This window comes from Pseudomonas sp. JL2 (genome assembly GCF_031570495.1).
GTDB lineage: Bacteria > Pseudomonadota > Gammaproteobacteria > Pseudomonadales > Pseudomonadaceae > Aquipseudomonas > Aquipseudomonas rhizophila.
In genome coordinates this window covers 136,365-156,835 of record NZ_JAKUDH010000003.1, presented here as the reverse complement: position 1 = coordinate 156,835, position 20,471 = coordinate 136,365, and the positions used below count along the sequence as shown (strand labels likewise).

The 20,471-nt window shown below is 57.1% G+C and carries 16 protein-coding genes; 2 read left to right on the top strand and 14 right to left on the bottom strand.

Annotated elements, in window-relative coordinates:
* Positions 1-15 precede the first annotated feature (15 nt).
* From wbpB to mtnA, 14 genes are all read right to left on the bottom strand, one after another.
* Positions 16-957: a UDP-N-acetyl-2-amino-2-deoxy-D-glucuronate oxidase gene (wbpB, locus tag MKS85_RS06450; protein WP_188251154.1), complete on the bottom strand. Its 942-nt coding sequence runs from the start codon at positions 955-957 to the stop codon at positions 16-18.
* Positions 958-974: 17 nt separating this feature from the next.
* Positions 975-2,288 (bottom strand): UDP-N-acetyl-D-glucosamine 6-dehydrogenase, encoded by a 1,314-nt coding sequence (wbpA, locus tag MKS85_RS06445; RefSeq protein ID WP_188251153.1) that lies wholly within the window; start codon positions 2,286-2,288, stop codon positions 975-977.
* A gap of 1,040 nt (positions 2,289-3,328) precedes the next feature.
* Positions 3,329-4,387, bottom strand: coding sequence for an LPS O-antigen chain length determinant protein WzzB (locus MKS85_RS06440; RefSeq protein ID WP_188251152.1), 1,059 nt, complete (start codon positions 4,385-4,387; stop codon positions 3,329-3,331).
* A gap of 175 nt (positions 4,388-4,562) precedes the next feature.
* Positions 4,563-4,787, bottom strand: coding sequence for a lipopolysaccharide assembly protein LapA domain-containing protein (locus MKS85_RS06435; protein WP_041475801.1), 225 nt, complete (start codon positions 4,785-4,787; stop codon positions 4,563-4,565).
* Between the two features lie 26 nt (positions 4,788-4,813).
* Entirely contained in the window at positions 4,814-5,110 is a 297-nt protein-coding gene (ihfB, locus tag MKS85_RS06430; protein ID WP_003199243.1) for an integration host factor subunit beta, read from the bottom strand.
* A gap of 144 nt (positions 5,111-5,254) precedes the next feature.
* Positions 5,255-5,533 (bottom strand): hypothetical protein, encoded by a 279-nt coding sequence (locus MKS85_RS06425; RefSeq protein ID WP_188251151.1) that lies wholly within the window; start codon positions 5,531-5,533, stop codon positions 5,255-5,257.
* 276 nt (positions 5,534-5,809) lie between these two features.
* The gene (gene rpsA / locus MKS85_RS06420) at positions 5,810-7,504 is read right to left on the bottom strand and encodes a 30S ribosomal protein S1 (RefSeq protein ID WP_014337228.1); all 1,695 of its coding nucleotides are present in this window, start codon (positions 7,502-7,504) and stop codon (positions 5,810-5,812) included.
* 120 nt (positions 7,505-7,624) lie between these two features.
* Positions 7,625-8,314 carry a (d)CMP kinase gene (gene cmk / locus MKS85_RS06415; protein WP_188251150.1) on the bottom strand — a complete coding sequence of 230 codons (690 nt, stop codon included), beginning with the start codon at positions 8,312-8,314 and terminating at the stop codon, positions 7,625-7,627.
* Positions 8,311-10,518, bottom strand: coding sequence for a bifunctional prephenate dehydrogenase/3-phosphoshikimate 1-carboxyvinyltransferase (locus MKS85_RS06410; protein WP_262927072.1), 2,208 nt, complete (start codon positions 10,516-10,518; stop codon positions 8,311-8,313). The genes cmk and MKS85_RS06410 overlap by 4 nt, the downstream gene beginning before the upstream one ends.
* A 28-nt stretch (positions 10,519-10,546) precedes the next feature.
* Positions 10,547-11,659, bottom strand: a complete 1,113-nt coding sequence (gene hisC / locus MKS85_RS06405; protein ID WP_107322147.1) for a histidinol-phosphate transaminase — start codon at positions 11,657-11,659, stop codon at positions 10,547-10,549.
* A 13-nt stretch (positions 11,660-11,672) separates the two neighbouring features.
* A complete protein-coding gene (gene pheA / locus MKS85_RS06400) occupies positions 11,673-12,767 on the bottom strand; it encodes a prephenate dehydratase (RefSeq protein WP_003199233.1) in 1,095 nt (364 codons plus the stop codon).
* A complete protein-coding gene (gene serC, locus MKS85_RS06395; RefSeq protein ID WP_076385786.1) occupies positions 12,767-13,852 on the bottom strand; it encodes a 3-phosphoserine/phosphohydroxythreonine transaminase in 1,086 nt (361 codons plus the stop codon). The genes pheA and serC overlap by 1 nt, the downstream gene beginning before the upstream one ends.
* 233 nt (positions 13,853-14,085) lie before the next feature.
* Positions 14,086-16,749, bottom strand: coding sequence for a DNA gyrase subunit A (gene gyrA, locus MKS85_RS06390; RefSeq protein ID WP_047226307.1), 2,664 nt, complete (start codon positions 16,747-16,749; stop codon positions 14,086-14,088).
* A 447-nt stretch (positions 16,750-17,196) separates the two neighbouring features.
* On the bottom strand, positions 17,197-18,273 hold the full coding sequence (gene mtnA / locus MKS85_RS06385; RefSeq protein ID WP_188251148.1) for an S-methyl-5-thioribose-1-phosphate isomerase: 1,077 nt from the start codon (positions 18,271-18,273) through the stop codon (positions 17,197-17,199).
* 106 nt (positions 18,274-18,379) lie between these two features.
* On the opposite strand from mtnA, the gene MKS85_RS06380 reads away from it, so the two are divergent.
* Both MKS85_RS06380 and ubiG read left to right on the top strand, forming a co-directional pair.
* Positions 18,380-19,711 carry a TRZ/ATZ family hydrolase gene (locus MKS85_RS06380; protein ID WP_188251147.1) on the top strand — a complete coding sequence of 444 codons (1,332 nt, stop codon included), beginning with the start codon at positions 18,380-18,382 and terminating at the stop codon, positions 19,709-19,711.
* A gap of 61 nt (positions 19,712-19,772) precedes the next feature.
* Positions 19,773-20,471: a bifunctional 2-polyprenyl-6-hydroxyphenol methylase/3-demethylubiquinol 3-O-methyltransferase UbiG gene (gene ubiG / locus MKS85_RS06375; RefSeq protein ID WP_047226304.1), complete on the top strand. Its 699-nt coding sequence runs from the start codon at positions 19,773-19,775 to the stop codon at positions 20,469-20,471.

Here is a 20,471-nt window from a genome sequence, read left to right as displayed (position 1 = left end):
AGACTGCTCATCTGTTCAGTTTTGAAGAAACGGGTGACCTTCATCATCCCGAACGCTGCAAATCATTGAAGATCGAATACTTTCAACCGTCTCGACACAGTGCCGGGCATCCTCAAGGCCATAACCACGCCCCGCAAGTATTTCCTCATAACTTACAGTGTGAAGATCCGTAAACCCCTCAGAAAACTCCATTTCTTCGCCATCGACTGTGATCGAGCGATAGGTAGGCTTGTTGCCTTTCACCGCTTCCGGCAGATCGTTGGCATCAATTGATAGAAACCACCGCACGCGGGCCTTCTCGTATTCCAGATAACCGGCTGCCTTATATTCACTATTAAAGTGAACGACGCTTCTCTGAAGCTTCCCAAATATAAAATGCAGCATATCGTAGAAATGCACACCAATATTGGTAGCCACGCCATAGGACTTACGTGGATCGCCCTTCCAGCTTTCCATATACCACTTACCCCGCGAAGTGATATAGGTAAGCTCTACATCATGTTTATGCTCAAGGAGTTCTCGAGAAACTTCATCCTTGAGTTTGATAATTGCCTGGTGATGACGCAATTGTAGGATATTGTATACTTGGCGCCCCGTTTCCTGCTCAATTAGAACAAGCTCATCAAGACACTCCGACGTTGGCACCAGCGGCTTTTCACAAATAACGTCGCACCCCAAACGCAACCCCGCAGCGATATGGGCCTTATGAAGATAATTAGGCGAACATACAGCTACATAATTTAATGCCTGGGTGGGATCTCGCTTCAAATTCCAAGCATGTTCATAAAAGCGCTCAAACTCAGTAAAAAACTCACTCTGAGGTGAAATACTATCAATTATACCAACTGAATCATTAACATCATAAGCAGAGACCAGCTCATGACCTGTATCCTTGATTGCACGCATATGACGTGGAGCTATATAACCCGCTGCACCAATTAGAGCAAAACGTTTCAAGATCACCTCTCCAGCAATCAAGCTTTAATGATATGTTTTTCTGAGATTCGATATTTTCCACGCGTATCAATTAATAAATTTGAGTGCTTAGAAATAAAGCTGTAATCAAACCCATCATGATCCGTCGCCAAAATCACCGCATCAAAGCTGGCGATATTTTCGGCCGAAAGCGTCTCACTTACAAGATTAAAATTATGCTCTCGCATTTTTGGAAAAACAGGGACATGCGGATCGCTGTAGGCAACTACCCCACCTTTAGCTGCAACTAACTCCATAATTTCCACAGAGGGAGATTCTCGCATATCGTCGACATTTTTTTTGTAAGCAATACCCAAAACTAGTACTCGACTATTCTTAAGCGCCTTGCCTCGGTCATTCAGTCCATCCATCAACTTGTTTACAACATATTCAGGCATCGCTTTATTGACCTCACCCGACAATTCAATAAATCGGGTATGCAGGCCATATTCACGAGCCTTCCAAGTCAGATAAAATGGATCAATCGGGATACAGTGCCCCCCCAAGCCAGGCCCTGGATAATAGGCCGTGAAGCCAAATGGTTTGGTCGCCGCGGCGTCAACAACCTCAAAAATATCTATCCCCATCCGGTCAGCCACGACCTTCATCTCATTAACCAAACCAATATTCACAGCTCGATGTATATTTTCCAACAACTTTGTCATTTCCGCAGTTTTGGTTGAACTGACGGATACAATCCTATCAATAGCATGTTCGTACAACGCTATTCCCACCTCGAGGCAAGCCGGGGTGTGCCCACCGATCACCTTAGGTATCGTACGCGTTTCGAAATTTGGATTGCCTGGATCCTCACGCTCAGGTGAGTAAACTAAAAAAATATCCTGTCCAACGCGCAGACCACCCTCCTCCACGCGTGGCAGTAACTCCTCTTCAGTTGTACCCGGGTAAGTGGTGCTCTCCAGAGAAACAATTTGTCCCGGACGAAGAAAAGGTTTAAGAGCGTTTGTGGTATTAATCACAAAGCTCATATCAGGTTCACGATACTTATTTAAAGGAGTAGGCACACATAGGATCAAGGCATCACATTCCGCAACACGCGTGAAGTCAACCGTTGCTTCAAAACCACTTTGACGTGCAAGGAAAACCTTTTCACTGGAAATATGTTCGATATAGCTTTTCCCTGAATTCAACGCTTCTACTTTTGAAGCATCAATATCTATACCCAGCACTTTGAAACCAATAGCGTTATATCGAAGCATCAGAGGCAGACCGACGTAGCCGAGGCCCACTATGCCGATAACGGCCTCTTTATTCTTAAATCTGGCGACGCTCGCCTGCTTCAAGCTTGACATCAAACACAACTCCCTATTTTCTGTAACCAAGCGTTTTTGACAGGGGGCTATCCCCTCATTTTTACGCTTCTGTTTTGTTCAGTTAACCCATATAGGCTGATATTGCCTTAGCATGTACTACCGTTTCTTGAAACGCCTGACCCACCAGATCATCAGGCCTCATGCGGGACATGGATGCCCACGTCAAAGGTTAATAGCCTTTAGCCACTAGCAATCGACCGCTTGCTGATTAAGCGTTCTACTCCGCTCAGACACAATTTTCGATTTCATCGTCATGAAGATAACATCCATGCCAATAAAATTCTATTGACTCCTCATGACCTAGCTCACCCCTGGATAGATGCGATCTCAATCCGATTGGCAAATGACTGCAATGGTCAAAATTTTGTCGGCCCTGAGCGAGATTCAGCAAAATATGCACCTCGATCCTTTTGGACGAAGCGAATAAATCTCTGCGCAAGCTGAAAAAATCGTAAAGGCGGGCCCCAAAAAAAATGGCGTGCCACCCAAGCACACCAAACCTCAACCGGCATCACACTGGATGCCTATCCACATTTCACATTGTTCCATTAGATTTATCTGACAGATCATCTCCACCCTTACGAAATGTAAATTAACCCAGCATAAGTCTTACTTAATCAGGGAACACGTGACTGAGATCAAACATTACTCGCCGTCTGAAAATGAAAACTTTGGAGAAAAGCTTAGAGGCAGCAAGAGCCATCCCAATCAGATATCATTAAATTATTTAGAGAACTGGATGTATGCACCTTTACAACAAGATGAGCTTATATAAATACATGTCAACTTAGAACGCACTAAAAACACTCCCTAAAAAAGGGGATATCTGTAGCAACTAAGAGAGGCAGCTACAGATCCAAGAGCAAGACATCGAGCAGATCACGTCAATACGCAGCACTGGAGTTTTATGAGCAACCTATCAAAACAAAGAATAACAACTGAATCGCGGGGCTTAGCAGACCCCGCGGACTCATTTGTCGATGCTCAACCCATGCACAGAGACAATTGGCGCTATATAATTAATTATTCATTCTTTCACGCGCATTAGCGCGGGCCAAGAAAAACCGAATCAAAGCCACAAACCCACCCAGCAGAAAACCAATGATTATTCCCATCTCAAGAATAAAAAACTTTCTGGGCTTTATAGGGCTCTCAGGTACCTCAACGCTACCATCTTGCCGATAAACCGAGATATTTTCGGGATCAACATTTAACTTTCGGTAAAAGTTGTATCGCATCTGCAATGACCGTAAATCCGATATAAAAGCATCGTCTGAGGCACGAGACTCCAAAGCATTAATTTCGGCAGCCAACGCTTTGCTTCCCCGTTGGTAATCCATCTTACTACCAGCCTCTACGGTTATATCAATTGCGGCTGTAGATTTTATTGCCGGGCCGGTTAGCCCTATGGACTCAGCTATTTTCAGCGCCTCACGAAGCTGCTGAATGCGATCCTCGCGGATGCGTTGTGCATTTTCACGCAAGCTGATAATCCGCTGCTCCAAATTTCGAGCTCTCACCGCTGCTTCGGCAGTTACGTTCTTAACCAACTCTAGCTCGGCAGCTTCGCTGGCGCGCGATACATAAGCCTTGATCCATTCCGTCGCCTTCACGGGATCGCTCCCCTGAACAGTTACAGAATATCGATCCGGAACATCTTTACTCCCACCTTTCACGACCAACTGCTTAGAAAAAGCCTCATACAATCGATCCATTGCACCCTGACGCGCTTGTTCAGAGAGAGAGGGGAGATAGATATCATTAAAGAACCTCTGGCGAAGTGACTCCCCTTGCAAATTCCGGGTAAAAACACCATAAACATATCCGATCGAATAAGGCTCAAGCTCTGTGCTTTTCCCACGCCCATAATTCAACTCAGCGATGCCGTTCTGAGTTGGAGGTACAATAAAAACCTTCGCTTCATAGACAGGTTTAGCGAGAAAGGCGTAAACGCCAGAGCCGGCAGCAATCAAGAGAGTAACACTCAATATAAGCCATTTTTGATTCCAAAGACTTTGAATAAGCTCAATCAGATCTACTTCATCAGCTCTACGAATACCGTCACGATCATTTTGCATAAAGAGCCTCGCTGGCAGTAAACACAACCCCCCCATCAAAAGGTAAGGCACGCGAGTTCTCTGCAAATAAAGCGGTAGATGGAATCAAAGTAAATTCGAACAAAACGCCCCCCATAGTCAGAACAAAGTTATTGGCCGTGATCCTTACACCAAGACTACTGGGCTCACATATCCATTATTTTGGCCGTCTGCGCATTCCCAGGAACCACGCAAGCGACGGCCCGACTATCATACCAGCGAGAAGCGCCAGGATCACGAAAACCGAGACAGGAAGCTGCGGAGCTGACCAGCCCAGAAACAGGAGTGCAACCGGCTGGTTGTTTTCAAGCACGAACAGGACGATAGCTGAGGCCACGAGCAGCGCAAGTACGACCAGGGCCAGGCGTTTAAAGTTCCGCATGAGAATTCCTTTGCTTTAGTGCTGCGTCAGAGCTCATCCCCCTCCTCCTCATTCACCCGATCCCTAAGCTCTTTGCCTGGCTTGAAATGAGGAACAAACTTGCCGTCAAGGCTGACGGACTGACCGGTCTTCGGATTGCGCCCAACCCGTGGGGCGCGGTAATGCAGGGAAAAGCTGCCGAAGCCACGGATCTCGATGCGATCACCCGTAGCCAGGCACTGGGACATTTGTTCAAGCATGGTCTTGATGGCCAGTTCCACATCCTTGGATGAGAGTAGCCCTTGATGGGTGACAATTCGTTCGATCAACTCCGACTTCGTCATATTTTTCCCTTCTTTTTCAAGCAGCTAGGAAAATCGCTTGAAAAGGTTTTAGCATGACCGGAGGGATTTGAACAGCCCAAGTATTGACATTCTTCTTTGCTCGCCTATCGCTTCTTTCCATGCAGACAGGGAGACTTTCTCAAACTATCGACAGATGACCAGCATCGTACGAGTCAGATAGCCAGCCGGATTGAAACCAAAGGGGTACTGATCGTCATCTTTGGCGTCGTCTGATCGGGTAATGACCTTGTAGCCAGCGCCCTTGCACTCTCTGGCAGCTCTCTTATGACACTTCTCCCAGCCGGAGCCCAACCCTGAGCAATCAACCTCGATACCGCTGACACCACGCACTGCGTGGGTCTTGGCACTTGTGGTGCAACCTGCCAATGCCAATGCCGCGAATACCAGGATGAGCCTGTTCATTCATCTCCTTAAATATCCAATACTCGACTGGGTGGTGCATGACCTGGCGCTATCGCGAGCAAGCTCGCTCCCACATTGTTCCAGAGAAGCCATGACATCTGTAGTCCAGCCTTGATAGATGCTTGATCCACTTAAAGAAAGAGACAGCTGGGTTGCAGGATTGGTTTCACAGCGAGACCAGACAGCGTAAGTGAAACGAGCAAAGCCTGGCTTTCCTGAATCATGGCCACAAAAAAGGGCGACCGAAGTCGCCCTTTTTCTATGGTCTGACAGAACTCAGTTCTGCTTTTCCATTTGTGCACGCAGCAGGTCGCCCAGAGTGGTAGGACCAGCAGCAATGTCAGAGGTAGCTGGCTTGTCGCGCAGGCTCTGGATTGCTTCTTTCTCTTCAGCATCGTCTTTCGACTTGATGGAGAGCTGGATTACGCGGCTCTTGCGGTCAACGCTGATGATCTTGGCTTCTACTTCTTCGCCTTCTTTCAGAACGTTGCGCGCGTCTTCAACGCGGTCACGGCTGATTTCGGAGGCTTTCAGAGTCGCTTCGATATCGTCGGCCAGGGTGATGATGGCGCCTTTAGCGTCAACTTCTTTCACGATGCCCTTAACGATTGCGCCTTTATCGTTCTCTTGAACGTACTCGGAGAACGGATCGCTTTCCAGTTGCTTGATGCCCAGGGAGATGCGCTCGCGCTCTGGGTCAACCGACAGGATAACGGTGTCCAGCTCGTCGCCCTTCTTGAAGCGGCGTACGGCTTCTTCGCCCACTTCGTTCCAGGAGATGTCGGACAGGTGAACCAGACCGTCGATGCCGCCGTCCAGACCAATGAAGATACCGAAATCGGTGATCGACTTGATGGTGCCGGAGATTTTATCGCCCTTGTTGAACTGGCCAGAGAAATCTTCCCATGGGTTAGATTTGCACTGCTTGATGCCCAGGGAGATACGACGACGCTCTTCGTCGATGTCCAGAACCATGACTTCCACTTCGTCGCCGACTTGTACGACTTTCGAAGGGTGGATGTTCTTGTTGGTCCAGTCCATTTCGGAAACGTGTACCAGACCTTCAACGCCTTCTTCCAGCTCAGCGAAGCAGCCGTAGTCGGTGAGGTTGGTAACACGAGCGGTGACGCGGGTGCTTTCTGGGTAACGGGCTTTGATAGCAACCCATGGATCTTCACCCAGCTGCTTGAGGCCCAGGGAAACACGATTGCGCTCGCGATCGTACTTCAGAACCTTGACATCGATCTCGTCGCCAACGTTGACGATTTCCGAAGGATGCTTGATACGCTTCCAGGCCATGTCGGTGATGTGCAGCAGGCCATCGACGCCACCCAGATCGACGAATGCGCCGTAATCGGTGAGGTTCTTGACGATACCCTTGACCTGCTGGCCTTCCTGCAGCGATTCCAGCAGAGCTTCACGCTCGGCGGAGTTCTCGGCTTCCAGGACACTGCGACGGGAAACGACAACGTTGTTGCGCTTCTGGTCCAGCTTGATGACCTTGAATTCCAGCTCTTTGCCTTCCAGGTGCGTGGTGTCGCGCACTGGACGGACGTCAACCAGGGAACCTGGCAGGAACGCACGGATGCCGTTAACGTCGACAGTGAAGCCGCCTTTAACCTTACCGTTGATAACGCCCTTGACCACTTCCTCAGCTGCGAAAGCCGCTTCCAGAACGATCCAGCATTCAGCGCGCTTGGCTTTTTCACGGGACAGCTTGGTTTCACCGAAGCCATCTTCAACCGAGTCCAGCGCAACGTGAACTTCGTCACCGACGTTGATGTTCAGTTCGCCAGCGTCGTTGTAGAACTGCTCAAGCGGGATGAGTGCTTCAGACTTCAGACCAGCGTGAACGGTTACCCAGCGAGCTTGGTAATCGATATCAACGATAACACCGGTGATGATGGAGCCTGCCTGAAGGTTCAGGGTTTTCAGGCTTTCTTCAAAGAGTTCCGCAAAGCTTTCGCTCATTTTAATTCCTGTTGATTAGGGCGAAGAATACGCCCGCCTCCACACCCCAGACGGTGTGGGTTAGTTTCATATAAAAGAAGCACCGCAGGACTATGACTGGTCCCCTGCGGAGCTTCCTGGTCACCCGGCGATATCGCGGATGGCGATTTCGCTCATGATGCGTTGCAACACCTGATCGATGGACAACTCCGTGGAATCCAGCTGTATCGCGTCAGCCGCCGGCTTGAGCGGGGCTACTGCGCGCTGGGTGTCACGCTCGTCGCGTGCACGGATCTCACCTAGCAGACTCGACAGACTAACATCCTCGCCTTTGCCCTTCAACTGCAAATATCGGCGACGAGCCCTCTCCTCGGCACTGGCGGTGAGGAAAATCTTCAGCGGGGCATCGGGAAACACCACGGTCCCCATGTCGCGCCCATCGGCCACCAATCCGGGCGGCTCCTGGAAAGCGCGCTGGCGCTGTAGCAACGCCTCGCGCACCGCCGGCAGCGCGGCGACCTGGGAGGCCCCGGCCCCGACGCTTTCGGTACGAATGACATTGCTGACTTCGTCACCCTCCAGAATGATGCGCTGCAGCTGACCGTCGGTCGCCGCGATGAACTGCACGTCCAGATGCGCAGCCAGGGCCTTGAGCAGCTCTTCGTTGGTCAGATCGACGCCATGATTGGCCGCGGCGAACGCCAGCAGACGATACAAGGCGCCCGAATCGAGCAGGTTCCAGCCCAATTGTTTGGCCAGTATTCCGGCGATGGTGCCCTTGCCCGAACCGCTTGGGCCATCGATGGTGATAACCGGTGCCTTGATGTTCACGACTGTGCCTCTTGTGCTACTCGAATACCGACCTGGGCACACAGTGCCAGGAAGTTCGGGAACGACGTCGCGACGTTGGCGCAATCATGGATGCGGATCGGCGCACTGGCGCGCAAAGACGCAACACTGAAGGCCATGGCGATACGGTGATCACCGTGACCATGGACTTCGCCGCCGCCGATCTGGCCGCCGTCGATAATGATGCCGTCCGGCGTCGGCTGGCATTTCACGCCCAACGTGATCAGGCCGTCAGCCATCACCTGGATACGATCCGATTCCTTGACCCGAAGCTCTTCAGCGCCGGTCAGTACGGTGCGCCCTTCGGCACAGGCCGCCGCCACGAACAGCACCGGGAACTCGTCGATGGCCAGTGGCACCAGCGCTTCGGGAATCTCGATACCCTTGAGTTTAGCTGCTCGTACGCGCAGGTCTGCAACCGGCTCGCCGCCCACTTCACGCTGGTTTTCCAGGGTGATGTCAGCGCCCATCAGGCGCAGGATGTCGATCACGCCGGTACGGGTCGGGTTGATGCCCACATGCTCGAGCACCAACTCGGAACCTTCGGCAATCGAGGCGGCTACCAGGAAGAACGCCGAGGACGAGATATCGCCCGGCACCTCAATGTGGGTCGCGGTCAGTTTGCTGCCGGACTCGACGGAGGCCGTGGCGCCGTTGACCGTGACCGGGTAGCCGAAGCCGCGCAGCATGCGCTCGGTGTGGTCGCGAGTCGGGGCCGGCTCGGTGACAGTGGTCTTGCCTTCGGCATAGAGACCGGCCAACAGCAGGCAGGATTTCACCTGGGCGCTGGCCATCGGCATGGTGTAGGTCAGGCCCTTGAGCTTGTTGCCACCGCGAATGGTCATTGGCGGACGACCTTCGGCCGCCGTCTCGATCACCGCACCCATTTCCCGCAGGGGGTTGGCCACGCGATTCATCGGCCGCTTGGACAGCGAAGCGTCACCGGTCAGGGTGCTGTCGAAGCCCTGGGCGGCCAGCAGGCCGGACAGCAGGCGCATCGACGTGCCGGAGTTGCCCAGGTAGATCGGGCCCGGGGCCGGCTTGAGGCCGTGCAGGCCGACACCATGAATGGTCACGCGACCGTGATGCGGGCCTTCGATGACCACGCCCATGTCACGGAACGCTTGCAGCGTTGCCAGGGCGTCTTCACCTTCGAGAAAGCCTTCCACTTCGGTCACGCCTTCAGCCAGGGAGCCGAGCATGATCGAACGGTGGGAAATCGATTTATCGCCCGGTACACGAATACGCCCACTCAGGGAGCCACCAGGTTGTGCCAGGAAAATCAGATCGTTGGAGTTCATAGCGTCCACATAGGCCCGACGGGCCAGGATTTTACTGAAATGCTCGCGGGCCACCCTGGCGCGTGTGAAAACGCCCAGCAATTGGTGCCCGTCCCCTGCATCGACCGCGTCGCGCAAGGCGTCGAGGTCGCTGCGAAATGTATCGAGTGTGCGCAGGACAGCTTCGCGGTTGGCGAGGAAGATGTCGTGCCACATGACCGGGTCGCTACCGGCGATTCTCGTGAAATCGCGGAAACCGCCGGCAGCGTAACGGAAGATCTCAAGATTTTCATTGCGTTTGGCCAATGAATCCACCAGACCGAACGCCAACAGGTGCGGCAAATGGCTGGTGGCGGCCAATACTTCATCGTGGCGCTCGACCTGCATGTGCTCGACGTCCGCACCCAGCTCGCGCCACAGGCGATCCACCACTGCCAGCGCAGCCGGATCGGTCTGCTCCAGAGGCGTCAATATCACTTTGTGACGACGAAACAGTTCGGCGTTGGAGGCTTCCACCCCGCTCTGCTCGGAACCGGCAATCGGATGACCGGGCACAAAGCGCGCCGGCATCCCGCCGAAGGCTTCGGTGGCCGCCCGCACGACATTGCCCTTGGCACTGCCGACGTCCGTGAGAATCGCCTGCCCCAGGTCCATGGTCGCCAGGCGTGCCAGCAGCTTCTCCATTGCGAGGATCGGCACGGCCAACTGGATCACGTCCGCACCCTGACAAGCAATCGCCAGGTCGTCCTCACAGCGATCCACCACCCCCAGCTCCACCGCCAGCCGACGCGACTGCGGGTCCAGATCGACACCCACCACTTCACGACACAGACCGCTTTCGCGCAGGCCTTTTGCGAAAGAGCCGCCGATCAACCCCAGACCGACCACCACCAGGCGACCGATCATAGGTGCAGCAGATTGCAGTGAAGTGACATCAACCACGAGCCAGAACCTTGCTCAACGCCTCGAGAAAGCGGCTGTTTTCCGCTGGCAGGCCAATGGTGACGCGCAGGTGGTTCGGCATGCCGTAGTTGGCCACCGGACGCACGATCACACCCTCGCGCAGCAAGCCCTGGAACACCGGGGCAGCGACACGGCCCAGGTCGACGCAGATGAAGTTGCCTTTCGATGGAATCCAGCTCAGGCCCAACTCACGGAACCCGGCTTCCAACTGCTGCATGCCAGCCTCGTTCAGGCGGCGACTTTCGGCCAGGTAGGCGTCGTCCCCGAGCGCAGCACAGGCAGCGGCCAGGGCAAAGCTGTTGACGTTGAACGGCTGACGCACGCGGTTGAGCACATCGGCCACCACGGCGGTGGACAAGCCATAGCCAACCCGCAAAGACGCCAGGCCATAGGCCTTGGAGAACGTGCGCGAGACCAGCAGGTTCGGGTAGGCGGCGAGAAAATCCAGGCCATCGGGCAAATCGCTGCCTTCGGCGTATTCGATGTAGGCCTCATCCAGCACCACCAGCACGTGCTCGGGCACGTCCTGCAGGAAGTCGTCCAACGCCTGGGCGTCGAACCAGGTGCCGGTCGGGTTGTTTGGGTTGGCGATGAAGACGACCCGCGTGTTGGCGTCGATGGCCGCCAGCATGGCCGGCAGGTCGTGCCCCCAATCCTTGGCCGGCACCACATGGGCGTCGGCGCCGACGGCCTGGGTGGCGATCGGGTAGACCGCAAACGCATGCTCGCTGAACACGGCATTGAGACCCGGCGCCAGGTAGGCACGCGCCACCAGCTCGAGAATGTCATTGGAACCGTTGCCCAGGGTGACCTGGCTCAACTCCACGCCACAGCGCTCGGCCAGCAGGCTCTTGAGGGCGAAACCGTTACCGTCGGGATAACGAGTCAGCTCGGCCAGCTCGTCCCGGATCGCCTCCAGCGCCTTGGGGCTCGCCCCCAAAGGGTTTTCGTTGCTTGCCAGCTTGACGATGCTGGCCGGGTCCAGATCCAGCTCACGAGCCAATTCGTCCACCGGCTTGCCTGGAACGTAAGGCGAGAGTTGTTGCACGCCTGGCTGAGCCAGAGCGAGGAAGTTGCCACTCATTAGCTATCCGCCCTTAAAGAACTGCTTTGGGGTAGGAACCCAGCACCTTGAGTGCCACTGCTTCCTGACTGATTTTTTCCAGCACACCTTTTACCAGTGGATCGCGGTGGTGGCCGACAAAATCGATGAAAAACACGTAGGTCCATTTACCGCTACGCGACGGACGGGTCTCGATCCGTGTCAGATCGATGCCATTGTCATGGAACGGCACCAGCAGCTCATGGAGCGCGCCGGGCTTGTTGCTCATGGAGACGATGATCGACGTCTTGTCGTCGCCGGTCGGCGGCACTTCCTGGCTGCCAATCATCAGGAATCGCGTGGAGTTGTCCGGGCGATCCTCGATTTTTTCCGCCAAGCGGGTCAGGCCGTAGAGGCCGGCCGCCATGTCGCCGGCAATCGCCGCCGAGTTCCATTCACCCTTGACCCGCTTGGCCGCCTCGGCGTTGCTGGAGACCGCCACGCGCTCGACATTCGGGTAATGGGCATCCAGCCACTTGCGGCACTGGGCCAGGGACTGGGCGTGGGAGTAGATTCGACTGATGCTGTCGGTCTTGGTGTTCTCCCCCACCAGCAGGTGATGGTGGATGCGCAGCTCGACTTCGCCGCAGATCACCATGTCATGCTCAAGGAAACTGTCCAGCGTGTGGTTGACCGCACCTTCGGTGGAGTTTTCCACCGGCACCACGCCGAAGTTCACCGCGCCCGCCGCCACTTCACGGAAGACTTCGTCGATGGCCGCCATCGGTTTGCTGATCACGGCGTGGCCGAAATGCTTCATGGCGGCAGCCTGGGTGAAGGTGCCTTCAGGGCCCAGGTAAGCGACTTTCAAAGGCTGCTCGAGGGCCAGGCACGAAGACATGATCTCGCGAAACAACCGCGCCATTTCTTCGTTGCCCAGAGGCCCCTTGTTGCGCTCCATGACGCGCTTGAGTACCTGCGCTTCACGCTCCGGGCGATAGAACACCGGCACTTCGCCTTCGGCCAGGGAGGCCATTTTCACCCGCGCCACTTCCTGGGCGCAGCGCGCGCGCTCGCTGATCAGCTCCAGGACCTTTTCGTCCAGGGCATCGATGCGCAGGCGCAGCGCCTTGAGTTCTTGCTCAGACATCAACCATGTTCCTTCTCGAACTCTGCCATGTAGGAAATCAACGCATTGACCGCGTTGATATCGACGGCGTTGTAGATGGAAGCGCGCATGCCGCCGACCGAACGGTGACCCTTGAGGTTCAGCAGCCCGCGCTCGTCAGCACCGGCCAGGAACGGCTTATCGAGACGATCGTCGGCCAGGCGGAACGGTACGTTCATCCACGAACGATCAGTCTTGTTGATCGGGTTGCTGTAGAGGCCGCTGGCGTCAATGAAGTCATAGAGCGTGCGCTGCTTCACTTCGTTGAGCTTGCCGATGGCCTCGACACCGCCCTGTTCTTTGAGCCACTCGAATACCAGGCCGGACAGGTACCAGGCCAGGGTCGGCGGGGTGTTGTACATCGAGCCGTTGTCGGCGGCGACCTTGTAGTTGAGCATGGTCGGGCACAAGGAACGGGCGCGCCCCAGCAGGTCTTCGCGAATGATGCTGACCAGGATGCCGCTGGGACCGATGTTCTTCTGGGCGCCGGCGTAGATCATGCCGAAACGGGAGATATCCACAGGGCGCGAGAGGATGTCCGAAGACATGTCAGCCACCAATGGCACGTCGCCGGTTTCCGGAATCCAGTTGAATTCCAGGCCGCCGATGGTTTCGTTCGGCGCGTAATGAACGTAGGCCGCGTCCTTGGACAGGTTCCACTCGTTCTGGCCGGGAATGGCGAAATAGTCGTAGGGCTTGGCAGTGGCCGCGACATTGACGTGGCCGTAGCGCGAGGCTTCTTCGATGGCTTTCTGCGACCAGATCCCGGTGTCGATGTAGTCGGCCTTGCCGCTTTCAGGCAGCAGGTTCAGCGGGATCTGCGCAAACTGCTGGCTGGCGCCGCCCTGCAGGAACAGCACCTTGTAGTTGGAGGGGATGTTCAGCAGATCACGCAAGTCCTGCTCGGCCTTGGTGGCAATGGACACGAACTCATCGCTGCGATGGCTCATTTCCATGACGGACAGGCCCTTGCCATGCCAGTCGAGAAGTTCACCTTGGGCACGCTTCAGGACCGCTTCAGGAAGCGCCGCCGGGCCGGCACAGAAGTTATAGGCTCTCTTGCTCACATCCAATCTCGCTCTGATCTGGTGGTCACATCAATCTTCAATCAACACATGACCCAAATGTGGGAGCGAGCCTGCTCGCGATAGCGATGTAACAGTCAGCATCCATGTTGAATGTCAGTCCGTCATCGCGAGCAGGCTCGCTCCCACAGTTGCGCGTCATGTGCAGTGTCGCAAATTTTCAAACGGGACAAACAACAAGGGGGCGAATCTTCATCCGCCCCCTGCATGTCCGCTTAGTCCTGCGGTTCTTCTTCGTCTGCGGCAGCGTCGAGCGGTTGGTCGCCGGTCATGTCGTCAACGTCGGTAGCAAGAGTGCCGTCGAACGCCACGCCCTCCTCGCCTTCCAGCTCCTCGCCTTCGACTTCCGATGGCTCCTGCACGCGCTCAAGCCCGACCAGCGTTTCGTCGCTGGCCAGCTTGATCAGCGTCACACCCTGGGTGTTACGACCCAGGCTCGACACTTCGGCCACCCGCGTGCGCACCAAGGTGCCCTGGTCGGAGATCAACATGATCTCCTCGCCATCGAGCACCTGGACAGCGCCGACCAGACGACCGTTACGGTCGTTGCTGACCATGGCGATCACGCCCTGGCCGCCACGCTTGTACTCAGGGAACTCACTGATGGCCGTGCGCTTGCCATAACCACGCGCCGAAGCGGTGAGGATCTGGCTGCCTTCTTCGGGGATCAGCATGGAAATCAGCTTCTGGCCTTCCGGCAGGCGCATGCCGCGCACACCGCGGGCGGTACGGCCCATGGCGCGAACGTCGGATTCCTTGAAACGAGTAACCTTGCCGCCGTCGGAGAACAGCATGACCTCACGCTCACCGTCGGTGATGGCAGCGGAAATCAGCACGTCACCTTCGTCCAGCTCCAGGGCGATCAGGCCGACACTGCGCTGACGACTGAAGGATTCCAGCGGAGTCTTCTTCACGGTGCCCTTGGCGGTGGCCATGAAGATGTAATGACCTTCGGTGTATTCCTCCACCGGCAGCATGGTAGTGATGTACTCATCGCTATCGAGCGGCAGCAGGTTGACCAGCGGACGACCACGGGCGGCACGGGACGCTTCGGGGATTTCGTAGGTCTTGAGCCAGTACACCTTGCCCTTGCTGGAGAACAGCAACAGCGTGGTGTGGCTGTTGGCAACCAGCAGGTGAGCGATGTAGTCCTCGTCCTTGACGCCTGTGGCCGACTTGCCTTTGCCGCCGCGACGCTGGGCCTGGTAGGCGGCCAACGGCTGGGTCTTGGCGTAGCCGCCGTGGGAAATGGTCACCACGCGCTCTTCTTCCGGGATCATGTCACCCAGGGTCAGGTCCAGGCGCGCATCGAGAATCTCGGTGCGGCGCACGTCGCCGTATTCGGCGCGGATCACTTCCAATTCTTCGCGGATCACTTCCATCAGGCGCGTGGCGCTGTTGAGGATGCGGATCAGCTCGCCGATCTGGTTGAGGATTTCCTGGTATTCAGCCAGCAGCTTCTCGTGTTCCAAGCCGGTCAGGCGGTGCAGACGCAGTTCCAGGATGGCTTGCGCCTGTTCCGGGGACAGGAAGTACTTGCCGTCGCGCAGGCCGTATTGCGGGTCGAGATTTTCCGGACGGCACGAGTCGGCGCCGGCACGCTCGACCATCGCCACTACCGCGGTGGATTCCCAAGGCGTGCTGATCAGCGCTTCCTTGGCTTCCGACGGCGTTGGCGAGGCCTTGATCAGGGCGATGACCGGGTCGATGTTCGACAGGGCAACGGCCTGGCCTTCGAGGATATGACCACGCTCGCGGGCCTTGCGCAGCTCGAACACGGTGCGGCGGGTGACCACTTCGCGACGGTGACGCACGAAGGCTTCCAGCAGGTCCTTGAGATTCAGGATCCGCGGACGGCCGTCGATCAGCGCCACGATGTTGATGCCGAACACCGCTTGCAGTTGGGTCTGGGCGTAGAGGTTGTTGAGGATCACCTCGGGCACTTCGCCGCGACGCAGTTCGATCACGACGCGCATGCCGTCCTTGTCGGACTCGTCCCGCAGCTCGGTGATGCCTTCAAGCTTCTTCTCTTTCACCAGCTCGGCGATCTTCTCGATCAGACGGGCCTTGTTCAGCTGGTATGGGAGTTCGGTGATGACGATCTGCTGGCGACCACCGACCTTGTCGATGTCTTCGATGGTCGAGCGGGCGCGCATGTAAATGCGGCCGCGACCGGTGCGGTAGGCTTCGATGATGCCGGCGCGACCGTTGATGATCGCAGCGGTCGGGAAGTCAGGACCAGGGATGTACTGCATCAGCTCATCGACCGTCAGCTCGGGATTGTCGATGAGGGCCAGGCAACCGTCGATGACTTCACCGAGGTTGTGCGGCGGGATGTTGGTCGCCATGCCCACGGCGATACCGCTGGAGCCGTTGACCAGCAGGTTCGGGATACGGGTCGGCATGACCGCCGGGATCATTTCGGTGCCGTCGTAGTTCGGCACCCAGTCCACGGTTTCCTTATGCAGGTCGGCCAGCAGTTCGTGGGCCAGCTTGGTCATGCGCACTTCGGTGTATCGCATGGCCGCGGCGTTGTCGCCGTCCACGGAACCGAAGTTGCCCTGGCCGTCTACCAGCAAGTAGCGCAGGGAGAATGGCTGGGCCATCCGGACGATGGTGTCGTACACGGCGGTGTCACCGTGGGGGTGATACTTACCGATCACGTCACCGACGACACGGGCTGATTTCTTGTACGGCTTGTTGAAGTCGTTGCCCAGCTCGCTCATCGCGAACAGCACGCGCCGGTGCACGGGCTTCAAGCCATCGCGCGCATCCGGCAGCGCCCGCCCGACGATTACGCTCATTGCGTAGTCGAGGTAGGACTGTTTCAGCTCGTCTTCGATATTGACCGGGAGGATTTCTTTGGCCAGTTCGCCCATGAGAAGCCTGATTCCTTTTTCTGGTGAAACCTCGTCACATCCAGATGGGACGAACGAAGCTCGCCGCTGCAGAACAAGTGCCATGCAGCGACTTACGACAAATCAACGAGTTATGCCATGGATCTGCGCAGTAAAGGCCACCTCGTGAGGCAGCCCTGGAAACCGCCGGATGTTATCACAAGAGCCGCCACGCACCTATCCCCCTGATGCGCATGGAGCATAGTTAGTTGACCGGTGACAGGCTGATATGGGACGAGAGGGGCTTAGAGGCTTGCCGAAAGCAGATTTGAGGTTCAATTCAGGCTCATTTGCTGACTTTCAGGGCCTCATCGCGAGCGGGCTCGCTCCCACGGGGGATCTGTGTATGCCGAAGATTCCGGCCACAACACCGATCCAATGTGGGAGCGAGCCCGCTCGCGATAGCGGCAGACCCGCCACTCAAAGCCTTCAGTGCAACCGCTTGCGACACATCAACTGCGCCATCTTCGCCGTATCCGGGCGCTCGACGATGCCTTTCTCGGTGACAATGGCGTCGATCAGGTCCGCCGGGGTGACGTCGAACACCGGGTTGAAGGCATCCACCTCCGCCCCGACCCGCTTGCCACCAACCTCCAGCAGTTCGCGCCCGTCGCGCTCTTCAATCGGAATGTCTTCGCCGCTGGCCAGGTTCATGTCGATGGTCGAACTCGGCGCCACCACCATGAAGCGCACGCCATGGTGCATGGCGCAGACCGCCAGTTGATAGGTGCCGATCTTGTTCGCCACGTCGCCATTGGCCGTGATGCGGTCGGCGCCGACGATGACCCAAGTCACGCCCTTGGTCTTCATGATGTGGGCGGCGGCGGAATCGGCATTGAGGGTCACCGGGATGCCTTCATTGGCCAACTCCCACGCGGTGAGGCGCGAGCCTTGCAGCCACGGACGGGTTTCGTCGGCGTAGACGCGCTCGACCATGCCCTCGAGGAATGCCCCCCGGATCACGCCAAGGGCCGTGCCAAAGCCGCCGGTGGCCAGGGCACCGGTATTGCAATGGGTCAGGATGGCCTGGGCGTTGCCCTGATGCTTGCGGATCAGGTCGACACCCAACTGAGCCATGGTCAGGTTGGCTTCGCGGTCGCTTTCATGGATTGCGATGGCTTCGGCCTCAAGGGCCGCCAGCGGTTCGGCGTGCTCTTTCAAGCGCCCCAGCCGGTCGCGCATCCGGTCAAGCGCCCAAAACAGGTTCACCGCCGTCGGCCGGGAGTCGGCCAGCAGGGCAAAATCAGCTTCCAGCGCCGTCTGCCAGTCCCCGCCCTCGGCCACCCGCGCCCGCGCTGCCAACACCACGCCATAGGCCGCACTGATGCCGATGGCCGGCGCGCCCCGCACCACCATCGAGCGAATGGCCTCGGCCACGCCGGCCGCCGAGGTATAGGCGATCCAGGTTTCCTCGAACGGCAAAATACGCTGATCCAACAGATAGAGGGCGCCATCACGCCAATCGATGGCCTTCACCTTCTCCGCAGCCAACAGTCGATCGCGCATCCCACACCCCGCACTCATGAACAAAAGCCGCCGATTATAGCGATCCCTCCGCGAAGACGCTCGGGTATACTTCGCCATCCTTTATACGCCATGGAACCGTTCCACGATGCCCAAGCCTGCCGTTGCGCTCGACTTATTACTGCTGCCGACCTGGTTGGTGCCTGTCGAACCCGCCGGTGTCGTGCTCAAGGATCATGGCCTGGGCATCCGCGACGGCTGCATCGTGTTCATCGGTCCACGGGCAGAAGCCCTCAAGTGTGACGCAGCCCAGGTCCGCGAACTGCCGGGCATGCTCCTGAGCCCCGGACTGATCAACGCCCACGGCCATGCGGCGATGACCCTGTTCCGCGGCCTGGCCGACGACCTGCCCTTGATAACCTGGCTTGAACAACACATCTGGCCGGCCGAGGGCAAATGGGTCGACGAAGATTTTGTTCGCGACGGCACTGACCTGGCGATCGCCGAGCAGCTCAAGGGCGGCATCACGTGTTTCTCGGACATGTATTTCTACCCCAAGGTTGCCAGCGAGCGTGTGCATAACAGCGGTATCCGCGCACAAATCGCCATTCCGATCCTCGATTTTCCGATCCCCGGTGCCGCCAGCGCCGACAATGCCATTCGTCAGGGCATCGAATTGTTTGGCGACCTCAAGCATCATCCACGGATCAAAGTGGCATTCGGCCCCCATGCGCCCTACACCGTCGGCGACAAGAACCTGGAAAAAATCCGGGTGATCGCCGAAGAACTGGACGCGGCCATTCATATGCATGTTCACGAAACCGCCTTCGAAGTACAGCAGGCTGTGGATAACACCGGTGAGCGACCCATGGCCCGGCTGGGGCGCCTGGGCCTGCTGGGGCCACGCTTTCAGGCGGTGCACATGACTCAGGTCAGCGATGAAGACCAGGCGTTGCTGGTAGAAAGCAACTGTAGCGTGATCCACTGCCCGGAATCGAACATGAAGCTGGCCAGCGGGTTCTGCCCGGTGGAGCGCTTGTGGCAGGCCGGGGTCAATGTCGCGGTCGGCACTGACGGGGCGGCGAGCAACAACGATCTGGACCTGCTGGGCGAGACGCGTACCGCCGCGTTGCTGGCCAAGGCCGTTGCCGGTTCGGCCACGGCCCTGGACGCCCACCGGGCGTTGCGCATGGCCACGCTCAATGGCGCCCGGGCGCTGGGCATCGAAGCGACGGTCGGCTCGCTGGAAGTCGGCAAGGCCGCCGACCTGGTGGCCTTTGACTTGTCGGGACTGGCCCAGCAGCCGGTCTATGACCCGGTGTCGCAACTGATCTACGCCACCGGTCGCGACTGCGTGAAACATCTGTGGGTGGCCGGCAAGCCCTTGCTTGAGGACGGCCGCCTGACCCGCCTGGACGAATCGCAGCTCAGTGCCACGGCACAGGCATGGGGTCGTCGCATCAGCGGCCACAACGAATAACCAGGTCCCTTGAGCCACGGCTCGGGCCCTACGATTTTTCAAGTTTTTCGAGGATCTGCACATGAGCAACGTCGACCACGCTGAAATCGCCAAATTCGAAGCCCTGGCCCATCGCTGGTGGGACCGTGAAAGCGAATTCAAACCGCTGCACGATATCAACCCGCTGCGGGTCAACTGGATTGACGAGCGAGTCAGCCTGGCTGGCAAGAAGGTGCTCGATGTCGGCTGCGGCGGCGGCATCCTCAGCGAAGCCATGGCCCAGCGCGGAGCGACGGTGATGGGCATCGACATGGGCGAAGCACCGCTGGCGGTTGCGCAACTGCATCAACTGGAATCCGGCGTCAGCGTGGAATACCGGCAGACCACCGCCGAAGCCCTGGCCGAGGAAATGCCCGAGCAGTTCGATGTGGTCACTTGCCTGGAAATGCTTGAACACGTACCGGATCCATCATCGGTCATCCGCGCGTGCTTTCGCATGGTCAAGCCCGGTGGCCAGGTGTTCTTCTCCACCATCAACCGCAATCCGAAGGCCTACCTGTTCGCCATCATCGGCGCCGAATACATCATGAAGCTGTTGCCACGTGGCACTCACGACTTCAAGAAATTCATCCGGCCTTCGGAGCTGGGGGCCTGGAGCCGCATGGCCGGGCTGACCGTCAAGGACATCATCGGCCTGACGTACAACCCGCTGACCAAGCACTACAAGCTGGCCGCCGACGTTGATGTCAACTACATGATCCAGACCTTGCGCGAGGAGTAA

Bases quoted from the DNA above. Each gene is read 5' to 3' on its own strand.
- wbpA (WP_188251153.1), bottom strand. From the start codon at position 2,288: ATGTCAAGCTTGAAGCAGGCGAGCGTCGCCAGATTTAAGAATAAAGAG.
- MKS85_RS06440 (WP_188251152.1), bottom strand. From the start codon at position 4,387: ATGCAAAATGATCGTGACGGTATTCGTAGAGCTGATGAAGTAGATCTG.
- MKS85_RS06435 (WP_041475801.1), bottom strand. From the start codon at position 4,787: ATGCGGAACTTTAAACGCCTGGCCCTGGTCGTACTTGCGCTGCTCGTG.
- ihfB (WP_003199243.1), bottom strand. From the start codon at position 5,110: ATGACGAAGTCGGAGTTGATCGAACGAATTGTCACCCATCAAGGGCTA.
- MKS85_RS06425 (WP_188251151.1), bottom strand. From the start codon at position 5,533: ATGAACAGGCTCATCCTGGTATTCGCGGCATTGGCATTGGCAGGTTGC.
- rpsA (WP_014337228.1), bottom strand. From the start codon at position 7,504: ATGAGCGAAAGCTTTGCGGAACTCTTTGAAGAAAGCCTGAAAACCCTG.
- MKS85_RS06410 (WP_262927072.1), bottom strand. From the start codon at position 10,518: ATGATCGGTCGCCTGGTGGTGGTCGGTCTGGGGTTGATCGGCGGCTCT.
- hisC (WP_107322147.1), bottom strand. From the start codon at position 11,659: ATGAGTGGCAACTTCCTCGCTCTGGCTCAGCCAGGCGTGCAACAACTC.
- pheA (WP_003199233.1), bottom strand. From the start codon at position 12,767: ATGTCTGAGCAAGAACTCAAGGCGCTGCGCCTGCGCATCGATGCCCTG.
- gyrA (WP_047226307.1), bottom strand. From the start codon at position 16,749: ATGGGCGAACTGGCCAAAGAAATCCTCCCGGTCAATATCGAAGACGAG.
- mtnA (WP_188251148.1), bottom strand. From the start codon at position 18,273: ATGCGCGATCGACTGTTGGCTGCGGAGAAGGTGAAGGCCATCGATTGG.
- MKS85_RS06380 (WP_188251147.1), top strand. From the start codon at position 18,380: ATGCCCAAGCCTGCCGTTGCGCTCGACTTATTACTGCTGCCGACCTGG.
- ubiG (WP_047226304.1), top strand. From the start codon at position 19,773: ATGAGCAACGTCGACCACGCTGAAATCGCCAAATTCGAAGCCCTGGCC.